Annotated in this window: 20 protein-coding genes and 1 tRNA gene; 12 read left to right on the forward strand and 9 right to left on the reverse strand. The window is 49.5% G+C overall.

Annotated features, from left to right (window positions below; translation table 11 throughout):
• Positions 1–90: 90 nt before the first annotated feature.
• The 5 genes from KMZ15_RS02640 to KMZ15_RS02660 all read right to left on the reverse strand — a co-directional run bounded on the left by KMZ15_RS02640 (position 91) and on the right by KMZ15_RS02660 (position 4,619).
• Positions 91–318 (reverse strand): hypothetical protein, encoded by a 228-nt coding sequence (locus KMZ15_RS02640; protein WP_258134759.1) that lies wholly within the window; start codon positions 316–318, stop codon positions 91–93.
• Positions 315–638, reverse strand: a complete 324-nt coding sequence (locus KMZ15_RS02645) for a transposase (RefSeq protein ID WP_223693906.1) — start codon at positions 636–638, stop codon at positions 315–317. The genes KMZ15_RS02640 and KMZ15_RS02645 overlap by 4 nt, the downstream gene beginning before the upstream one ends.
• Before the next feature lie 71 nt (positions 639–709).
• Positions 710–2,572, reverse strand: coding sequence for an ABC transporter permease subunit (locus KMZ15_RS02650; RefSeq protein WP_223693908.1), 1,863 nt, complete (start codon positions 2,570–2,572; stop codon positions 710–712).
• Positions 2,572–3,684, reverse strand: a complete 1,113-nt coding sequence (locus tag KMZ15_RS02655) for an ABC transporter ATP-binding protein (RefSeq protein WP_223693910.1) — start codon at positions 3,682–3,684, stop codon at positions 2,572–2,574. Before KMZ15_RS02655 ends, KMZ15_RS02650 begins: the two co-directional genes overlap by 1 nt.
• A 17-nt stretch (positions 3,685–3,701) precedes the next feature.
• Positions 3,702–4,619, reverse strand: a complete 918-nt coding sequence (locus KMZ15_RS02660; RefSeq protein WP_308710476.1) for a DMT family transporter — start codon at positions 4,617–4,619, stop codon at positions 3,702–3,704.
• A gap of 278 nt (positions 4,620–4,897) precedes the next feature.
• Here KMZ15_RS02660 and htpG point away from each other — a divergent pair, with 278 nt between their 5' ends.
• The 4 genes from htpG to KMZ15_RS02680 are packed head-to-tail and all read left to right on the forward strand — an operon-like array spanning position 4,898 to position 8,671.
• Positions 4,898–6,790 (forward strand): molecular chaperone HtpG, encoded by a 1,893-nt coding sequence (gene htpG, locus KMZ15_RS02665; RefSeq protein ID WP_223693912.1) that lies wholly within the window; start codon positions 4,898–4,900, stop codon positions 6,788–6,790.
• Between the two features lie 17 nt (positions 6,791–6,807).
• Positions 6,808–7,392 carry a chorismate lyase gene (locus KMZ15_RS02670; RefSeq protein ID WP_223693914.1) on the forward strand — a complete coding sequence of 195 codons (585 nt, stop codon included), beginning with the start codon at positions 6,808–6,810 and terminating at the stop codon, positions 7,390–7,392.
• 9 nt (positions 7,393–7,401) lie between these two features.
• The gene (locus KMZ15_RS02675; RefSeq protein ID WP_223693916.1) at positions 7,402–7,884 is read left to right on the forward strand and encodes a DNA-deoxyinosine glycosylase; all 483 of its coding nucleotides are present in this window, start codon (positions 7,402–7,404) and stop codon (positions 7,882–7,884) included.
• The gene (locus tag KMZ15_RS02680) at positions 7,871–8,671 is read left to right on the forward strand and encodes a spermidine synthase (protein ID WP_223693918.1); all 801 of its coding nucleotides are present in this window, start codon (positions 7,871–7,873) and stop codon (positions 8,669–8,671) included. The genes KMZ15_RS02675 and KMZ15_RS02680 overlap by 14 nt, the downstream gene beginning before the upstream one ends.
• Here KMZ15_RS02680 and mutY read toward each other — a convergent pair.
• Positions 8,668–9,774, reverse strand: coding sequence for an A/G-specific adenine glycosylase (gene mutY / locus KMZ15_RS02685; RefSeq protein WP_223693921.1), 1,107 nt, complete (start codon positions 9,772–9,774; stop codon positions 8,668–8,670). The genes KMZ15_RS02680 and mutY overlap by 4 nt on opposite strands.
• Before the next feature lie 73 nt (positions 9,775–9,847).
• A complete protein-coding gene (mutM, locus tag KMZ15_RS02690) occupies positions 9,848–10,690 on the reverse strand; it encodes a bifunctional DNA-formamidopyrimidine glycosylase/DNA-(apurinic or apyrimidinic site) lyase (protein WP_223693924.1) in 843 nt (280 codons plus the stop codon).
• Positions 10,691–10,782: 92 nt separating this feature from the next.
• On the opposite strand from mutM, the gene KMZ15_RS02695 reads away from it, so the two are divergent.
• The 7 genes from KMZ15_RS02695 (at position 10,783) to pth (ending at position 16,655) form a co-directional block, all read left to right on the forward strand.
• Positions 10,783–12,609 carry a tetratricopeptide repeat protein gene (locus KMZ15_RS02695; protein WP_223693927.1) on the forward strand — a complete coding sequence of 609 codons (1,827 nt, stop codon included), beginning with the start codon at positions 10,783–10,785 and terminating at the stop codon, positions 12,607–12,609.
• Between the two features lie 26 nt (positions 12,610–12,635).
• On the forward strand, positions 12,636–13,190 hold the full coding sequence (locus KMZ15_RS02700; RefSeq protein WP_223693929.1) for an outer membrane lipoprotein LolB: 555 nt from the start codon (positions 12,636–12,638) through the stop codon (positions 13,188–13,190).
• Positions 13,191–13,284: 94 nt separating this feature from the next.
• Positions 13,285–14,148, forward strand: a complete 864-nt coding sequence (ispE, locus tag KMZ15_RS02705; RefSeq protein ID WP_223693931.1) for a 4-(cytidine 5'-diphospho)-2-C-methyl-D-erythritol kinase — start codon at positions 13,285–13,287, stop codon at positions 14,146–14,148.
• Positions 14,149–14,192: 44 nt separating this feature from the next.
• Positions 14,193–14,269, forward strand: a tRNA-Gln gene (locus KMZ15_RS02710).
• Between the two features lie 34 nt (positions 14,270–14,303).
• Positions 14,304–15,257, forward strand: coding sequence for a ribose-phosphate pyrophosphokinase (locus KMZ15_RS02715; RefSeq protein ID WP_223693934.1), 954 nt, complete (start codon positions 14,304–14,306; stop codon positions 15,255–15,257).
• Positions 15,258–15,423: 166 nt separating this feature from the next.
• Positions 15,424–16,050, forward strand: a complete 627-nt coding sequence (locus tag KMZ15_RS02720; RefSeq protein ID WP_223693936.1) for a 50S ribosomal protein L25/general stress protein Ctc — start codon at positions 15,424–15,426, stop codon at positions 16,048–16,050.
• Between the two features lie 11 nt (positions 16,051–16,061).
• Entirely contained in the window at positions 16,062–16,655 is a 594-nt protein-coding gene (gene pth, locus KMZ15_RS02725; protein ID WP_223693938.1) for an aminoacyl-tRNA hydrolase, read from the forward strand.
• A gap of 209 nt (positions 16,656–16,864) precedes the next feature.
• Here pth and KMZ15_RS02730 read toward each other — a convergent pair whose 3' ends face one another.
• Both KMZ15_RS02730 and KMZ15_RS02735 read right to left on the reverse strand, forming a co-directional pair.
• Positions 16,865–18,028 (reverse strand): porin, encoded by a 1,164-nt coding sequence (locus KMZ15_RS02730; RefSeq protein WP_223693940.1) that lies wholly within the window; start codon positions 18,026–18,028, stop codon positions 16,865–16,867.
• A 132-nt stretch (positions 18,029–18,160) separates the two neighbouring features.
• On the reverse strand, positions 18,161–18,865 hold the full coding sequence (locus KMZ15_RS02735) for a Bax inhibitor-1/YccA family protein (RefSeq protein WP_223693942.1): 705 nt from the start codon (positions 18,863–18,865) through the stop codon (positions 18,161–18,163).
• A gap of 608 nt (positions 18,866–19,473) precedes the next feature.
• On the opposite strand from KMZ15_RS02735, the gene ndk reads away from it, so the two are divergent.
• Positions 19,474–19,899, forward strand: a complete 426-nt coding sequence (gene ndk / locus KMZ15_RS02740; protein ID WP_223693945.1) for a nucleoside-diphosphate kinase — start codon at positions 19,474–19,476, stop codon at positions 19,897–19,899.

The following is a 19,899-nucleotide window of genomic DNA, read 5'->3' on the forward strand; positions in this document are numbered from 1 at the left end:
TTCCTTTCAAAATTAATCGGTGATACATAGGCAAGAGCAGAATGCCTACGTTTAAGGTTGTACCAAGCTTCGATCCACGTAAATACAACGTCAATTGCCATGGATGGAAAATTTGACTTGATTTTTATTACAGATGCTGACGTTACCATAAGTCTCATCTGACTCAGCGTGAATCGTGCGAATGTCCTCTATCAGTTGCGCATTCTCTTGCTCACGAGCACTCGGTACACGTTTATGCCAGCCATAATATGCACTGCGCGAAACGTTTAGAATTCGGCACAATGCCTGCACTGGGAAGTCGGCCTGATTCACCATCACGAGTTCGAAGACGGAGTGAACATCTTCTCGCCTTTGGCGGCAAACCAGGCCGTAGCCTTTGCCAAGATATCGCGTTCCATCTGCAACTGGCGTACTTGACGGCGTAAGCGACTAAGCTCTTCACGCTCTGCAGCACTTAGGCCCGCCTTGATCGATGATTTGGGTTCTTGAGCTATTGACGCTTGGGCTACCCAATTCAGGATTGTCTTAGTGCAGCATCCGAACTCTTTGGATAGCTCCTTAGCGCTCTTACCCGCTTGCACTAGCTCTATTATTTGTTGACGAAAGGCCGCTGGATACGGCGCTCTAGATTGGTTCATTACAGACTCCTTTTAGGTAGTTTAAAAGTGTCCGCAAAAATGAGTCAACTCCAGTTAACGAGTAAAGGCCTTCACCGCACACTACGCCGGCGCAACCGATCCGCACATCCAATAATAATCGCCACGAAGAAAAACAGGCAAGTTGAAACGGCTGCAATTGTCGGAGAGACGTTTAATGTAATCTCGTCCCAAAACTGCTTAGGCAGCGTTGCACTGAGACCACCCGTGACAAAAAGTGCAATCGTCAATTCATCAAATGAAGTGGCAAAGGCAAACAAAAACGCTGAGGCTAAGCCAGCGGATAAAATCGGAAAAGTGATATAACGTAAAGTCTTAAACCGGTTAGCCCCCAGGCTTTGAGCTGCCGCATCAAGCTGGGTATCATAATTTTTAAGAACCGCCATGATTGTGATGACGACATAGGGAAGCGCAATGGCCGTGTGGCCTAACACCAAGCCAAACATGGAGCCTACCAAGCCTAGCTTAGCGAAAAGATAAAAGAAACCAATCGCTAGAATCATCCTTGGCACAATCATCGGCGTTAGAATAAAACCCAGCAGTGCTATTTTCCAGCGAAAGCCTGAGCGAGAGAGCAAAAAAGCGGCAGGTGCGCCAATCAGCATCGATAAAAATCCCGTGCTTATGCCAATCAAGATGGAACGTATAGCGGCATGGCTCCAATTGGGCGAATGAAAGATGGCTTCATACCACTGTAAGGAAAACCCTCGAGGGGGCCAATCGATTGCTCGGCTTTCAGTGAAAGAGATTGGAATCATCACGAGTATCGGAGCCATCAAGAATGCCAGCATAGCCAGCGCAGCGATCCGCAGCGCCCATCCTTGTTTGCCGGAGAGATGCCGGTTTTTTGCAGGATTTTTGACGTAAGTTTGTGTTCTCCAAGAAACCGTATGGCGCCACAGACTACCCAAACCATCAAAAATATCGGCCAAACGTTCAAGGATCCAGTAGCCAGCAAGTCGTATCCTGAGATGGGTGGGGCTAGCCGCTTGCTGAGTGGTCGTGGTCCTTTCTCCGGCTAAACTTGAAAGCCCGATGAGCCGACTATATAAGAAAAAAACGGCTAACACTGCCACCAGCAGCAGCATTGAAACAGCACCAGCAAATCCCCAATTGAGCGTACTCTGAATTTGGTCCATGATAATTTGCGTCATCATGATTTCTTTACGCCCACCTAACAGCGCTGGCGTGATAAAAAAGCCAATCGACGTGACAAATACCATCAGCGCTGCTGCCGCTACGCCTGGCAAAGAAAGTGGAAAATACACGGTCCAGAATGCTCTAGCGGGTTTTGCGCCCAGTGTTAATGCAGCACGAGGCAGGGTGCGGTCAATATTTTTCATGACCGACAGCATGGTCAAAATGGCCAGCGGCATCATTGCATGCACCATGCCAGTTAGGACGGCTGGAAAGTGATAGAGTAAATTGAGTGGGGTGTCTGTCATCTTGGTGAGGGCCAGCATCTGATTGAGCATACCATTGCGGCCAAGCAGTACCATCCAACCAAAAGTGCGCACGAGAAAGCTTGTCCAAAATGGCAACAGGACCCAAAACAGCAACGAACTCTTAAACTTTGGGGGCGCAAAAGTAATCAGATAGGCAACTGGATATCCTCCCACGACAGCAAGCAAAGTGGTATAGGCGGCTGTTTTGAAGGTGATGGCAAGCACTTGCAGGTAGACTGGCGACAAAAAGAGCCGGCTGTAATGGGTCAGCCCTAATTCTCCTTCAGGCAGAAAGCTTAGACTGAACAACTGGGTGATGGGTAACACCAGCGTCACCAGCAGATAAATGATAATGGGCGCGCCGAGATAAAATTTTGGGCTACTCAATAGTCTAAATAGATTGGGCCAATACTGTGCGGTGAGTAGCCTGGGGGTTGCTCGAACTTGCCAGGAAGAATCTTTTTGTTTCATTAGACCTCAATGCCCATTGGGTCTTGTGGAATTGCGATCGCATCCGCTGCATTCCAGGTCAACGTAAGTTTCTCACCTTGAAGGCGATGTGAGCGGTGGCCCTGGGTTAGCTCTGCAATGATGAGTTGCGTGTCCCTTGGGGCCGATAGGTACGATTTGCTGGTGGCGCCAGTGACCACGAAATCAGTGAGCATAGCTTCAATTCGGTTTTCGTTTAAGTCGCTCTCTGTGCTGACGCGCAAATGTTGCGGCCTAATCATGACCTCAATGTGGCTGCCAGGCGTGACCGGCTTGCCATTGGAGGTGGCAATGCCGCCCCCACTCATACCGTTGAAGCTGAAATGCACGGCTTCACCAGCGACTTGGCTGACGCGTGCTGGCAATAAATTGGACTCGCCAATAAAATCTGCTACGAAAGCGGTCTGTGGGCAAAAATAAAGCTCAATAGGCGTACCCAATTGCTCGATCTTGCCCCCGTTCATTAAGCAAATGCGATCCGACATGGTCATCGCTTCCTCTTGATCATGCGTGACATAAAGGATCGTTGTGCCAAGCTCGCGATGGATGCGTTTAATCTCCAACTGCATTTGGTTGCGCAATTTTTTATCTAATGCGCCGAGAGGTTCATCCATCAAAATAATCGACGGGCGATACACCATACAGCGAGCGAGTGCGATGCGCTGTTGCTGACCACCGGATAATTCACGCGGGAAGCGCTCAGCAACATGCGGCAGCTCGACAAGCTCAAGTATGCGTGCAACGGCTTGCTGAATCTCGCGCGCGCTCACTTTGCGCATTTTAAGAGGAAAGGCAATATTTTCCGTCACGGTCATATGCGGGAATAACGCATAGTTTTGAAAAACTACACCAATATCTCTTTCATATGGCGCCTTGTTAGTGACGTCGATACCAGCGATATGAATACTGCCGTCATCGGGCTGTAATAATCCTGCAATCAAGCTCAGTAGTGTTGTTTTACCTGAGCCCGAAGGGCCGAGTAAGGTTAGAAATTCCCCTTGCGATACCGTCAAATCAGTTGCAGCTAATGCAACAACATGGCCGTACTGCTTACAAAGCTGATTGGTTTGTAATAATTTTGATGGTTCAGGCATTAGAAAATTTTCTTTCCTTAGTTGTGCGCAATCTTTTGTGCAGGATTGATGCTGCTTGGCGGTAACGCTGCAATCCGCGTACGGCTGCTAAGTGCAAGCATGAAGACAACTGCTGCGGCAAAAAGCCAAGTGTCCGAGCCAACTTCCTCGCCAAAAAAGCAGGCAGAAAAAGCCAGCGTGAAAAATACCTGTAACTGTTGCACTTGGCTAACACGCGCAATACCGCCTAACGCAAGGCCCGCGTACCATATAAAAAGACCAAAAAACTGCGAAATAAGCGCAGCATAGCCAAAAGCCAGCCAGGATTTAAGAGAAATTGGGCCCGTATGGTGCCAAGCCAGCAAAGTAACCGGTATGACTAGCACTGGAGCGGCGATAACCAAGGCCCAACAAATTACTCGCCAGCCACCCATTTGCTTAGCCAGGCGCCCCCCTTCTGTATAGCCGAGCGCGCCAAAAACAACGGCAATCAACATGAAGATATCCCCAGCCATTAACGTGCCGCCACTTGCGCGCATTGCATAGGTGATAATGAGTGTGCTGCCTATGATTGAGCATAGCCAAAATGTACGGGAGGGTTTTTCACGGGCGAACCACACTGCATAGATGGCAACGCATAAGGGTTGTAGTCCATTGACAATCGCGCCGTGCGAGGCGGGCAGGGTACGCATAGCCCAGGCAGTACATACCGGAAACACTATAATTGCGCCTAAGGCGACAACGGCTAGCCCCTTCATTTGTTGTTTAGTCGGCCATTTTTCCCGGCGCCAGGCCAGTAAGATGGCTGCAGGTATCGCCGCTATGAATGAACGCCCAAGCCCATTGAGTAATGGATGAATTTCCATAATGGTAATGCGTGTCATCGGTAACGTTATGCTGAAAAGAATAACGCTTAGCAAGCCAAGCAGCATGCCTTGAATTTCACGTGGACTCATCAAAGAATATCCGATAATGTTGAATTTGGCCGACAGCGCCGAGATAATAAGTATAGGCGAATGTGATGGAATAATTGTACGACAATGTGGCAAGAGCCATTAAAATAGGCCAACTAACGCAAAAACGTTATTGCAGTAGCCCACCAACCTGGCTTGCTGCTTGTGCTGGCATTTCATGTGTGCGCTTATCTAATCTCTCTCTTGAAATACGGAAAAGCGCCTCCACTATTTGGCACGATCAATTAATATCAATTTAACAGCCCTTAAGGATTTTGACAATGACGCAAGAAACCCTAAGCTTTCAGGCAGAAGTAAAGCAGCTTCTGCAGTTGATGATTCACTCACTCTATAGCAATAAAGAAATTTTTCTGCGCGAATTGGTCTCAAATGCGTCAGATGCTGCGGACAAACTACGCTTTGAAGCCATTGCAGATGCGTCACTTTATGAGAGTGATGCGGATTTACGTATTCGCATTTCATATGATGCCGCTGCGCGCACCATCACAATTGACGATAATGGGATTGGCATGAGTCGCGAGGAGGCAATTGCCAACCTTGGCACGATTGCTCGCTCCGGTACCAAAGAGTTTTTTGCCAAACTCTCTGGCGATGAGCAAAAAGATGCGGCGCTGATTGGTCAATTTGGCGTGGGTTTTTATTCCGGTTTTATCGTTGCTGACCAGATCACAGTCGAATCGCGCCGCGCTGGCTTGCCAGCTGCTGAAGGACTCCGCTGGCAAAGTACAGGAGATGGCGAGTTTAGTATAGAAGCGATTGAACGGACCGCACGTGGTACGTCCATTACCTTGCATCTGCGCGCAGGCGAAGATGATTTTCTGTCTGCGTGGCGCTTGAAATCGATCATCAGAAAATATTCGGATCATATTGCCCTGCCGATTCTGATGGCCAAGGAAGAATGGGATCAAGAAAAGCAAGAAACCGTACGCCGTGACGAGGATGAAACGATCAACCAGGCAAGCGCTCTATGGGCACGCGCAAAAAGCGATATTGATGAAACCCAGTATAAGAATTTTTATCAGCATCTGTCGCATGATCAACAAGAGCCGTTGATCTGGACACATAATCGCGTTGAGGGCCGTAATGAATATACGCAGCTCTTATATGTCCCTGCTCAAGCGCCTTTCGATCTAGGGGACCGTAATCAGCGTGGTGGGTTAAAACTGTATATCAAGCGCGTCTTCGTGATGGACGATGCAGAGCAATTATTGCCTACATATTTACGTTTTATTCGCGGGGTGGTCGATTCAAACGACTTACCATTGAATGTCTCACGTGAAATTTTGCAGGAGAGCCGTGACGTTAAGGCAATTCGAGATGGTGTGACTAAGCGCGCGTTATCCATGCTTGAAGAGCTCGCTGAGACAGATGTGGAAAAATATACGGTGTTCTGGCAGCAATTTGGTCAGGTATTGAAAGAAGGAATGGGCGAAGATCATGCCAATCGCGATCGAATTGCACAACTTTTGCGGTTTGCCAGCACAGCCACTGATACAGCAGCTCAGACGGTCACTTTGGCAGAATATGTGGCACGCATGAAAGAAGGCCAGAGCAAAATTTATTATGTCACGGCAGATAGCTGGCAGGCGGCGCGCAATAGCCCACACCTTGAGGTATTTCGCAACAAAGGAGTCGAAGTATTATTGCTGACGGACCGGGTAGATGAATGGATGCTCTCTTTCTTAAACGACTTCCAAGATAAGCCACTGAGCAGCGTAGCGCGCGGCGATCTTGATCTAGGCACGTTAAGCGATGATGAGAAAAAAGAGCAAGAAAAAACCAGCGAGTCATTGCAGCCGGTGGTCGAAAAAATGAAAGAGGCCTTGAAAGACAAGGCAAAAGATGTGCGTGTTACATTCAGGCTGACTGACTCACCCTCTTGCTTAATTGCCGATGCAAACGAGATGAGTGGCTATTTGCAACGCCTATTAAAATCGGCGGGCCAAAAAGCACCTGAATCCAGGCCAATTCTAGAAATTAATCCAGAGCATGCATTGATTAAGCGTTTGAATGCTGAACAAGCCAGCTTTGATGCCTGGTGTCATTTGCTTTTCGACCAAGCAATGTTGGCCGAAGGGGGCGCGCTAAACGATCCGGCGGACTATGTAAAACGCGCTAACACGTTGTTATTGGAAGGGCTGGAGCGCGGCTAAACAGTTTTATCCGTTTGATGCCCATGCCTTTTAATGTGTCCAATGCACACTGGCGAGTGCTGCCGCGCCCGGCTTTTTCTGCTAATCAGAAAGATTGGCTGACGCGCGGTGGCTCGTTGACGCGTCGTTTGCAAACATTGGGCAGGGTAGACGTGCAGGTCGTGCGCGAAACAGTTGATTTTGTTTGGGCGAGTGAAGCGCATTGTTTAAAGACACGTGCCCGTCAACGTGTATGGGCGCGCGAGGTGCTACTGCTGGTAGAAGGAGAACCTTTTATTGCCGCGCGTAGTATTGTGCCGTTGGTCGCAAGCCGTAGTGTTTGGGGCGGGATTCGCCAGTTACATACGCGCTCACTGTCTGAGCTATTGTACGGTGGCGTGATTCAACGCTCGGCGCTGGCCAGCCGGCCAGTTGGAAGGCGCGATCCACTCCAGCGTTTTGTTAGGCGGTGCCTTGCTCAACCGGCGCTAGATTTATTACCGATCGACGCGCAGCCATGTGTTGCGCGCCGTTCGATTTTTATGCATGCTGGCGAGCCTTTGCTCGTCACTGAATGCATGCTGGCAGCATTATGGACACGTCTTGCTACGCATAATAGGTGAAACCGGATAATGTTATATGGTTTTCCACCTGTGCTCGCAAACGATACACGCATCCTTATTTTGGGGAGCTTTCCTGGCGAAGCATCACTGCTGGCAACACAATACTATGCACATCCACGCAATCAATTTTGGCGTTTATTGAGTGAATTGCTCAATGAACCACTCACAGAACTGACTTATCCGGCTCGTCTTGAGCGCCTGCTAACTTATCGGATCGGTCTTTGGGATGTACTGGCGGCTTGTCAGCGCAAGGGTAGCCTCGATACCGCGATCCGCCAGGCGGCGCCTAATGATTTTGCTGGTTTGCAGCAGTTGGCTCCGGCCCTTGAGAAAATCTGCTTTAATGGCAAAACCGCGGGTCGCTTTGCGCCAGTGCTGCGGGCGGCGGGTTATCAGACATTGGCTTTGCCCTCTTCAAGCCCAGCTTATGCTGTGCTCTCATTTGAACAAAAACTGCGCGCCTGGCGTGAAATTTTGCATGACAACTTCTAATAAACGTAGCTTACGTTACCCGCAAACTCCGCGTTTTGCACCCGTTACTTTTTCTGAGGAAGGGGGCGTGCGTTATTTGCATTTTGGCACTCAATGGGTGCAGGGCGCGATGCGATTGCGTGCTCCAACGCGGATTGAACTCGAATATGCGCAGCAGATGATGGCGTGGCTGCTCTTTCTTGATCCGCCTGCGCATATTGTGCAACTGGGTTTAGGGGCGGCAACATTAACCAAATTTTGCTACCGATACTGCCAAGCTTCACGGGTCACGGCAGTTGAATTGAATCCGGCTGTTGTGCTTGCCGCGCGTACCATGTTCGAGCTACCTGCTAACGATGAGCGCTTATCGGTGATTGAATCTGATGCTTGGGATTTTGTTCATGATTCATCTCACTATGGTGCCATCGGTGTTTTGCAAGTCGATTTATATGACGCAACTGCACATGGCCCTGTACTTGAGAGTACAGCATTTTACCGTGCTTGCCGTTCTTGTTTGGCGGCGCCTGGCATCTTAACCGTCAATTTGTTCGGCGACCATCCTAGCTTTGCGCGCAATATGCGTAGTTTACGTGAAGCTTTTGAGGGGCGCGTGGTGGCTTTGCCTATAGTTCATGACGGTAATCGGGTAGCGCTCGCTTTTAGTGGTCCACCGCTGGCCTTTGATTGGGATGCGCTGGCCGCCCATGCGCGTGTGCTTGAAAAGAAATGGCGGCTGCCAGCGCGTGCATGGCTGTCAGCGTTATCTGAAGTGATGGATATGGATGCCCAGCATCAATTGTTAATTTAGCAGAAAGGCAAAATATCCGCCTGAGCTTCGCTCTGCAATTTGTCCAATATCCGTCGTACTGGTGCGGGCAAACCATAAGCTTGGACGTCATCTGCTGAGACCCAAGCTTGGTTGGCGTCGGCCACTGCTGCTGCAGTTGCAGTAGAGGATGAAAGTGCCGCCAGCCTAGGTTCTATGGTGAGCTGAAAATGCGTAAAGGTGTGGATGATCGAAGGCAGCGCGGTCAAAGGGCCAAGCACGCCGAAGCGCGCTGCATAAGCGGCCAGAGTGGCATCATCCGTGGCTTCTGGCAGGCTCCATAAACCACCCCAGATGCCTGCGGGAGGGCGGCGCTCAAGCAGTACGGCATCACCGTTACATAGAATGAGCATTAGCGTGCGCCGCATAGGTTTGATTTTTTTGGGCCGGGCCGTTGGCAAGGTTTTTTCACGGCCGCTAAGATAAGCTACGCAACCGCTTTGAAAGGGACAGCGAGCACAAGCAGGACGACCACGTACACATAAAGTAGCGCCAAAGTCCATTAAACCTTGGGTATACGCTTTGATTGCGACGTTGTTGCTGGCTTTATCTTGGCCAGAGTAGAGCGGCAATAGCGACTCTGCTAATTTCCACATTGCGTTCTCAACCTGTTTTTCGCCAGGAAAGCCTTCAATTCCAAAAACGCGGGCCAGTACGCGCTTCACATTGCCGTCCAAAATGGTTTCGCGCGCGCCAAAGGCAAAAACAGCAATGGCTGCCGCCGTTGAACGGCCAATACCCGGTAATGTGATGAGTGTATTGACATCGTTTGGGAAATGACCATCATGTTCGGCCACCAGCTGTTGTGCGCAACGATGCAGATTGCGGGCGCGCGAGTAATAACCTAGTCCGCTCCATAAGGCCATCACTTCATCAAGCGGCGCATTGGCTAATGCCGTCAGATTAGGAAAACGCTCAATAAACCGTAGATAATAGGCAATCACAGTTGACACTTGCGTCTGTTGCAGCATGATTTCAGATAGCCAAATACAATAAGGGTCGTCGTGCTGCCACGGCAAATCGTGGCGTCCAGATTGACGTTGCCAAGTAATCAGGCGAGGAGCGAATTCTGCAATCGAAATCATTGAGGGAGTGGATGAATTGTAAAAAAATCAAATGAAGGGCTTGGATACTACCCGCTGCTGGATCATTTATCGTTTAATGCTGGCAGCGCGGACAATAATAAGTGGAGCGCTGCTGTTGCATAATTTGGCGAATGGGCGCGCCACAGTTGCGGCACGGCTCACCGCTACGGCCGTAAACGAAATAGTCCAACTGAAAATAACCTCGCGCGCCGTCGCTACCAACGAAATCGCGCAACGTGCTGCCGCCTTTTTCAATGGCTTCGGCCAATGTTGCACGGATCTCGGTGACGAGTTTTTCATAACGCTTAACTGAAATACGTCCAGCCGCAGTTGCTGGATGAATGCCCGCGCGGAATAAACTCTCTGAGGCATAGATATTACCCACCCCCACGACAATCTGACCCGCTAGCAAGATCTGCTTGATAGGCGTGCTGCGCGCGCGTGTTAGGCGATGAAAAAGCGCGCTATTAAAATCAGCCGATAGTGGCTCAATACCTAACTTGGCTAATAATGGGTGTAGCAAGACGGGTCCAGCATTGTGCGGATGCCACAAAACCGCGCCAAAACGCCGTGGGTCCCGAAAACGCAGCATACATTTATCGAAGATCCAATCGATATGATCGTGTCGGTCCGTTGGCAAGAGCTGGCTCTCGCCGGCCGTGCCACGCGACAGGATACGCAAAGTCCCGGTCATGCCGAGATGAATCAATAGCCAGCCGCTTTCTAGCTCAAGCAATAAATATTTGCCACGCCGCTCAACATGCTTAATTAAGCCATCGTTAAGCAAGGTGCCAAGCTGCGTTGGCACGGGCCAGCGCAGCTTGGCAGTACGCACCACGACGCGTTGAATTCGTTGATTCGTTATATATGGCATGATGCCGCGGCGGGTAACTTCTACTTCTGGTAATTCTGGCATAGTGCAAGATGGATTAGGTTAAGCCAAATTTTATCCGATTCTTGTCGGTTGATCGCGTTACAATTCTTCAATCAGATTGCCGCTGGAGACTCATGAATATTTTTCTTACACAGTTGTTGATGTATCGATCTGAGCGTACGGCTCTGACGCGCGTGGCGTATTTGATTGGCGTAGTGGTGCTGGCAACCGCCGTATGGGCGGCTCCCTTCAGCGTAAATGCGCGTGCAACCGCCATCTCAGGCGAAGAGAGCGTCGTCGCTGGCTTGCCAGCGCCGCTTGACGCGTACAGAACACTGCCGGCAGTTAAGCTGACAAGCCAGATTATGTTCTTGGTCCTGGCGGCTGAGATTGCGCTACAGCGCGGGCAGCCTGCGCCTGCTTATCAGACTTATCTTGAACTGACGCGTACCACCCATGATCCTCGCATGGCTCAGCGAGCGGCAGAAATCGCATTGGGCGCGCAGAGCCCATCCGATGCGCTGGTGGCCGCCCGTCTATGGCGCCAATATGAGCCAAATTCTGGGCGTGCCGCACAATTTGAAGCTGCTTTGCTGGTGCTAAGCGGTAAGTTTAATGAAGCGCGGCCTATTTTGGCTGCTGAATTGGCCAAAGTCCCGGCAGACGATAAAGGGGAGGCGATGTTGGCGCTGCAGTTACTGTTAGCACGCAGCCCAGCCCCGGCGAGTGGCTTGAACTTACTGCAGACGCTACTCAAAAGCGAGTTGGCGCGTCCTGAAGCGCACCTTGCGCTGGCGCGGCAGCAGCTTTTGTTAAATGACTCAGCCAAAGCTTGGCAATCATTGCGCCAGGCGCTTACTCTTAAGCCAGACTATGAAGCCGCCGCCTTATTGTTGGGGCAACTTGGGCCCCTCCAGCGGCAGCAGGCGATTGAGTTGATGCGGGCTTTTGCTCAGAAAAATCCAAAATCGCGTAATGCGCATATTGCGCTAGCGCAGCTCTATCTGGCCGATCAGGAGTTTGATCAGGCCCGTAGAGAATTCCAAGTAATGCGCGCGCAAAATCCGGCTGATCTTGCCCCGTTAATGGCTTTGGCCCTGATTCATATCCAGCAAAAGCACTATGACGATGCGCAGCAGTATTTGCAACAATACGTGCATGCCGTAGAAAAGCGCAAAACCAAGCCAGAATTGGATGCCGGGCAGGCCTATATTTACTTAGCGCAGATTGCCAGCGAAAAAAAGAATGATGTGCTCGCCATGCAATGGCTAAGCAAAATTAATGCCGCCAGCGGCCAATACATTCCGGCGTTGTTTGCCCGCGTACAGCTCTTAGCTAAAGCTGGCAAAGTCGATGAAGCACGCAAATTGCTTGCTGATTTGCAAAGCAATGAGCCGCGCGTCAAAATGTTGGCCGCGCGCACCGATAGCGCCTTGCTGGCTGAGGCGCAGCATTATGTCGAGGCTGAAGCAAGTCTAGCGCGGGCGCATAAAGCGTATCCAGATGAGCCGGAGTTGCTTTACGAGTACGCCATGATGGCTGAAAAAAATCGCCATTACACGCTGATGGAAAATCTCCTGCGTCGTTTGATGACGTTACAGCCCGATAATCCCAATGCGTATAATGCTCTTGGTTATTCATTGGCAGATCGTGGTCAACGGCTTAATGAGGCAGACAAGCTGATTGAGAAAGCTTCTTCTTTGGCGCCAGACGATGCTTTCATTATCGATAGTTTAGGTTGGGTCAAGTACCGACTTGGCAATCCACTGCAAGCAGCTAAATTACTGCGTCGCGCTTATCAGCTACAGCCTAATGCCGAAATTGGCGCTCATTTGGGTGAAGTCCTGTGGATACAAGGTTTGCAGGAAGAGGCCAAACAAATCTGGAAAAAAGCCAGAAAACTTGAAGAAAACAACGATATTTTGCTGCGAACGCTAAAACGTTTTTCGATCAAACGGTAATGGGACAGTAAAGAGCAAAAATAGATATGCGATATCCAATCAAATCTCAACTCAAAAAGTTTACGGTACTGGCTATTTTGTTAGGGTGGCTGGCGGGTTGCGCGTTGCCACCGCTTGCGCCCCCTGCACCCACATCGTTTGCATGCAATGGCCGTTTTTCAGTGCGCTACCAAGAGGTCAAGGGCGTTCATAGCCGAACCCGCAATATTTATGGGCATTTTGCCTGGCGCGACAATGGCAAAGCAGTGACCTTGCGTTTACTGAGCCCGCTTGGTCAGACGTTGGCTATGGTCCAATTATCGGCTTTGGGCGCAGTGCTTGAACTGCCTAATCGGCCGACACAGGTTGCTGACAATGCGGACGAGTTGATGAAAACCGCACTAGGTTTTTCCTTGCCGGTGACAGGTTTGCGCAATTGGCTGCGGGTACCGGAAGGTTGGGAGCGCCCGGTGCAGATTCGGCAAGATGGGTGGACGATTGACTATCTCTCTTATACAGAGGCGCCTGTAGTGCGGGTGCAACGCATGAATTTAACGCGTGATGATTCATCGATTGAGGTTAAACTTGTGCTTGATCGTTGAAACTCAACTGAGCACTAGGCTGTTATCAGGCAAGCAAAATCTAAGCAGATAAGGCCTGTTAACAGAAATTGAATGATTTAATGATATAAAACATATGCCTGATTTTTCATGTTTGGCGCCTGCCAAGCTGAATCTTTTTTTGCACATCACCGGTCGCCGGGCGGATGGATATCACTTTTTACAAACGGTATTTCAGCTGCTCGACTACGGCGATACGCTACATTTTAAGGTGCGCGCTGATTCACTCATCACGCGCGCGGCGCCTGTGCCGGGCGTGTCTGAGGCGTCCGATCTGACCTTGCGCGCAGCGCGCGCGCTGCAGGCGCATGCGCGTTGTCCCCTGGGGGTTGAGATTGGGCTTGAAAAGCAGATACCGATTGGCGCCGGCCTAGGCGGCGGCAGTTCAGATGCGGCCAGCGTCTTACTTGCGCTGAACCGGTTATGGGAGCTCAATTTATCACGTGCACAACTACAGGAATTGGCTGTATCATTAGGCGCAGATGTGCCATTTTTTGTATTTGGCTACAATGCATTTGCACAAGGAATTGGAGAGCAGTTACAGGCTCTTGAGCTACCGCAGCGCCATTTTTTGGTCGTGACGCCGGCCGTGCAAGTGTCGACTGTTGAAATTTTCTCTACGCGGGAATTGACACGGGATACGAAAGTCATCAAAATAGCGGACTTTCTAGCGCAACGAAGTGACGCGTTAGGGTCTGGCGGTTTTGGGCGTAACGATATGCAAGCTGTAGTCGCCGGAAAATACGCAGAAGTAGCGCAAGTGTTGGATTGGTTTAAAGCTGTTGCGCCAGCTCGCATGACGGGGTCAGGTGCAAGTGTTTTTGCTGTATTTCTTAGCAAAGATGAAGCCCTCTCGGTGCAAGCGGCGTTGCCTGCTGGCTGGCATAGTCAGGTAGCGACAAGTCTTGACAGCCACCCGTTGCTTGCTTTTGCGTCGTAAAAAGTTAAAGATAAGGTTTAAGCGATTTAGAAGTTGTTGTTTGTAGGGGAGTCGCCAAGTTGGTCAAGGCACCGGATTTTGATTCCGGCATGCGAGGGTTCGAGTCCTTCCTCCCCTGCCAAAATTTCGCGAAGAGCCGTCCTGAATAGGTATATATGAGTAGTGACGGCTTAATGGTGTTCACTGGCAATGCTAATCCTAAGCTTGCTCACGATGTAGTTAAGATCCTTGGTATTCCGCTCGGTAAAGCAATGGTCAGCCGCTTTTCCGATGGCGAGATTCAAGTCGAGATTCAGGAAAACGTGCGTGGCAAAGAAGTTTTTGTCCTCCAGCCTACATGCGCGCCAACTAACGATAACCTAATGGAATTAATGATCATGGTCGATGCGCTAAAACGCGCTTCCGCCGGCCGGATCACTGCTGCTATTCCTTATTTTGGCTATGCCCGCCAAGATCGTCGACCCCGCTCAGCCCGGGTTGCGATTTCCGCTAAGCTGGTTGCCAATATGCTGCAAATTGCTGGCGTTGGCCGGATCATTACGATGGATTTGCACGCGGACCAAATTCAAGGTTTTTTCGACATCCCGGTTGATAATATTTATGCGACGCCAATTCTGCTAGGGGATTTGCGTAAGCAAAACCACAAAGATTTGCTCGTTGTGTCGCCCGATGTAGGCGGAGTGGTGCGTGCCCGCGCATTAGCTAAGCAACTCAACACTGACCTTGCAATTATCGATAAGCGGCGCCCTAAAGCGAATGTTGCGGAAGTCATGCATGTGATCGGCGAGGTAGAGGGTCGCACCTGCGTGATCATGGATGATATGGTGGATACCGCTGGCACTTTATGTAAGGCGGCGCAAGTATTAAAGACACGGGGTGCGCGGCAGGTTTTTGCGTATACGACTCACCCAGTTTTGTCAGGTGAGGCCGTCAAACGAGTTGCCGAATCTGAGCTAGACGAGCTTGTGGTTGCCGATACCATTCCGTTACGCGATGACGCCCGTGCGTGTGCAAAAATTCGACAGCTATCAAGCGCAAGCCTGCTGGCTGAGACATTCTCGCGGATTCGCCGCGGTGATTCAGTCATGTCGCTTTTTGCAGATAGTTAAACATTGAATTACCCCATTTTTTAGCGCATAAAATGCGCTAAAGAGCGATGCGGAATGAATCGAAATTCGCTTGCATCGTTTTTTTATGAGAAGCGCGCCGATTAAAAATGTAATGGGCGCGATTTCTTTTTCTGCCTGGTCGTGGGCGGTTTTTTAGGAGAAGTATATGAAAATAGTCGCTTTTGAGCGCAACCTGCAGGGTACGGGTGCGAGCCGCCGTCTGCGTAATGCTGGCAAAACACCCGCTATTGTTTATGGCGCGGATAGCCAGCCACAATTAATCGAGCTAGATCATAATGTGATCTTCCATGCACTGAAGAAAGAAGCGTTTCATTCTTCGATTCTGGAGCTTGAAATTGGTAGTACCTCGCAGCCAGTATTATTGCGCGATGTGCAATATCATCCATTCAAACCTTTAGTGCTGCACGTTGATTTTCAACGTATTGATGCCAGCAAAAAGCTCCACAAAAAAGTGCCTCTGCATTTCTTGAATCAAGATATCTCTAAAGCGGTCAAGCTAGATGGTGCGATTCTTTCCCATGTAATGAATGAACTCGAAGTGACCTGTTTACCTGCCAATCTGCCCGAATTTATCGAGCTTGATCTGGCCGATATGGGGGTCGGTCAGTCACTACATGCAAAAGACGTGAAATTGCCAGAAGGGGTTGAACTGATGCAATACCTAGAGCAAGAAAACCCAGTGATCGTCTCGGCCACAATCCCTGCAGCCGCGTCGGCAGCTGAAAATGCGTCTGCTGCTGTTGAAGGAGGCGAAGCGCCAGCAGCTTCTTAAGGCATTCTTCTATGATTAAGCTCATTGCCGGCCTTGGCAATCCGGGTGCGGAATATAGTGCAACCCGGCACAATGCCGGCTTTTGGGCGGTTGATGCGATTGCCCGCGCGACGCAAACAACGCTACGTCATGAAGCGCGTTTTCATGGCTTAGCGGCGCGGGCGCGTTTGCATGGTAGTGAAGTATGGCTACTACAGCCAGAGACCTTTATGAACCGCTCAGGCCAGTCAGTTGCTGCGCTTGCCCGCTTTCATAAAATTCTTCCTGCTGAAATTCTAGTTGTGCATGATGAACTTGATTTGCCGCCTGGCGCTGCTAAATTAAAATTTAGTGGCGGCAGTGGCGGGCACAATGGTTTAAAAGATATTGGTGCGCATTTGGCAACTCCGCAATACTGGCGATTGCGTTTAGGGATTGGTCATCCGCGGGATTGTGCGATAGACGAAAAAAAATCTGACGTAGTTAATTACGTACTCAAGCCGCCGCGTAAAGAGGAGCAGGCATTAGTTGACGATGCTATTCGCCGCAGTCTTGCAGTGATGCAATGGGTGGTACAAGGCGAAATGGAGCGTGCAATGATGCAGTTACATGGTCAGTCGCGCTGATTCCAAACAAAATTCCAGACTAAACTCCACACAAGAAAGTACACGCTCTGCAAGAGCTCGGTTTCATTGCCGCCCTACTATTTTGCACAGTTATTCACAAATTTCTGGCTCGCCTTGAGCCGTCACGCGTTCCACGCGCGAGAGCACAAGGCAAACACCTGCTTAGTGCGCTTAAACTGTTTCATCCGAGCGATTGGCAGAGGGATTATTTAGAATTTCATCCGCAAGCCAGTCGTGATCGCTATTTGTCTGTTAGTGCTGGAGTATTTGAAGCCATTGATATTGGTAAGGCTTAACTGGCTATCCCGTACTTGAGATTGCTGAGCGACCGCTGAAATAAAAACATTCGTGCGTTTTGATAGAGCGTAGCTGGTGAGCAGGCTAGCTTGATGCCATTTCGCCTTCAAAGCGCTAGTATCTTGAGAAAGGGAGAATTTTCCCGTGCTGAATGTGTACGCGCCATTTACGCTCCATGCTGGCGTTATGCGATAGCGGGCATTGAGTTCGTAGTTATTAAAATTGGCATAATTGCCAAGCAATGAGCGGTCCGGAATGTTTAATTTATCTCCAATCTCATCATTCGACGGACGGTCAAATTTTGCTTGGGTAAATACGAAACCTACTGTGGTTGGGCCAAATATATAACTTGCCCCAGCTCCCCATATGCGCTGACGGTCAGCTGCAAAATTGGACTCATCCGCCATCTCTGCGCCGGTGTTATTCGCGCCAATGTTGTGAGCTTGCAGATACCCTACTGCGGCGCCGAACGGGCCATAATTATAGGCAGCGCCAAGGCTGTAATTACGGTTATTGGCGAACTTGCCTGCTTCATTCGAAAAACCATATAAACCACCGAACGTAAAGCCGTTATAGTCGATACTTGAGAATTTAATTGAGTTGTTGACACTAAACGTGCTATTCAAATTATCGTTATCGAAGGGATGCGAGAATTGTCCGCCCCCTAGACTGCTGCCTGCTAAGCTGAATGTCGCAAGGTAATCGGTCAGAGAGTCATATTGGCGGCCCAGTGTGATTGTGCCAGTTCCTGAGTCGGACAAACCGATAAAGGATTGGCGGTCAAAGCCCACGCCCTTTAATGGAAAGCGGCCATTGTTAATTTTAAAGCCGCTTTCTAGCAGAAAAATTGCTTTTGTGCCTGCACCTAGATCTTCTGTGCCGCGCAATCCCCAGTAGTTGCTACCTGCACCCCCGCTGCCGATTTGCCAGCTTGGGCCAGTTTGGTCTTTTCCTATTTGGTTGTTGGTATAAATAATCGCAGCCCCTAGTGAGCCATAGAGCGTTAAACTGCTCTGAGCATAGACAGGAGTGGCAACTGCGCTAGCGAGAACAATGCTTAAAAGAGCTTTCTTCATCTTTACACCCCGCAATATAATAGTGGTCAAATCTTTTAATAAAAAATAAAAAAGCCGTACGAGCATTGTGCTTGTACGGCTTAGTCTGTATTTCTTATCGCAACACCGACTGAGTGATTGCTAAGCGAACATTTAATTCCGATTCCCGCCAAAAACGCCGAGCAGTGCTAACAGATTAGCGAACACATTGTAGATATTTAGATAGATAGCCAGTGCTGCGGTAATGTAATTGGTTTCTCCTCCGTTCACTACACGCTGCACATCAAACAGCATATAAGCGGAGAAAATCACAATCGCCAGCACAGATACGGTCAGCATCAAAGCGGGTAGCTTGAGCCAAATATTAGCGACTGACGCGATGAGCAGCACAACTACGCCCATGAATAGCCATTTGCCAAGACCGGAAAAATCCCGTTTTGAAACAGTTGCGATCGATGCCATCACGGTAAAAATAACGGCCGTGCCGCCAAACGCGAGCATGATTAACGACGCGCCATTTGAAAAACCCAGCACAAAACTTAATAGGCGTGAGAGCATCAAGCCCATAAAGAATGTAAAGCCCAGCAGCAAGGCGACGCCGACGCCACTGTTTTTAAACCGCTGAATCGCAAACATAAAGCCAAATGCAATCGCCATAAAGAGCATTAAGCCGATACCTGGACTGGTTGCGCTGAGCAGCGAAAAGCCGGCGCTCACGCCAAGCCAAGCGCCGAAGACACTTGGAATCATCGATAGGGCTAGCAGCCAATATGTATTACGCAATACCCGGTTGCGAGTCTCAACCGTGGTGATGCTTCCATTACGGCCGAAGCTGTAAGTTTGAAAATCGTTTTTCATATACTCTCTCCTGAAAATACGGGGGCTTGGCAACGTACCCCACCCATAAGAAAGGACGCCGCCCAAATAGAACGCCCGCACAGCGTTTATATAGCACATTTATAGAGCTATGGATAGCCCCTTGGTTTGTGTGCTTATGCTTTGGCCTTTTGGCTAGCTGGTGGAGGCAAGGATAAAAACCTACAATATTATTAATTACGCAAAGAGCCGCGCCTATTTTTCTCCTGTAACGAAGATATTTAGCATGGCTAGCATATAGACGGTATCCTCGTATTTGGCTACATGTTAGAATATCAAGCTTGCTTTAGATGTTGCCAAGCTGACTGACGCTTACTGGTAAGGGGTTTTGGCTGAGTAGAATTTATGATGCTAATACTTTATTCATTTCGCATAAACATCATCCTTTAGGGGGATGAATGAGAGCGAGGTCATCGCTTGTGCGCCTGTAGAGAAAAGAATGCAGTCAGGCCGTTCTGTGAAACAGGAATCCACCGAAGCGGCTCAAGTGATTATGGCTTGAATGTTGTCGGGGTCCCCCCACTGTCATCAGGAAGGGGAGAGGGCTGATTAAGTAATATTAAATAAACATTTATTGAGTGGAGTTTTTTATGGCGTTTGAACGCACTTTGTCAATTATTAAACCTGATGCTGTAGTCAAGAATGTAATTGGCAAGATTTATAGCCGTTTTGAAGATGCTGGCCTGAAAATCGTGGCCGCTCGCATGACTCATTTGTCGCGTGAGCAAGCGGAGCAATTTTATAGCGTTCATAAGGAGCGTCCGTTTTTTAAAGCGCTCGTTGATTTCATGGTATCGGGGCCGGTTATGATTCAAGTGCTCGAAGGCGAGGGCGCAATTGCAAAAAACCGTGATTTAATGGGCGCGACTGATCCGCAAAAAGCAGATAAAGGCACAATCCGTGCAGATTTTGCTGATAGCATTGATGCGAATGCTGTCCATGGTTCTGATAGTTCAGATAACGCGCGCATTGAGATCGGTTTTTTCTTTCCAGAAATCAATATTTATTCGCGTTAA

Origin of the sequence: Mycoavidus sp. HKI (assembly GCF_020023735.2) — a bacterium.
Classification (GTDB): Bacteria; Pseudomonadota; Gammaproteobacteria; order Burkholderiales; family Burkholderiaceae; genus Mycoavidus.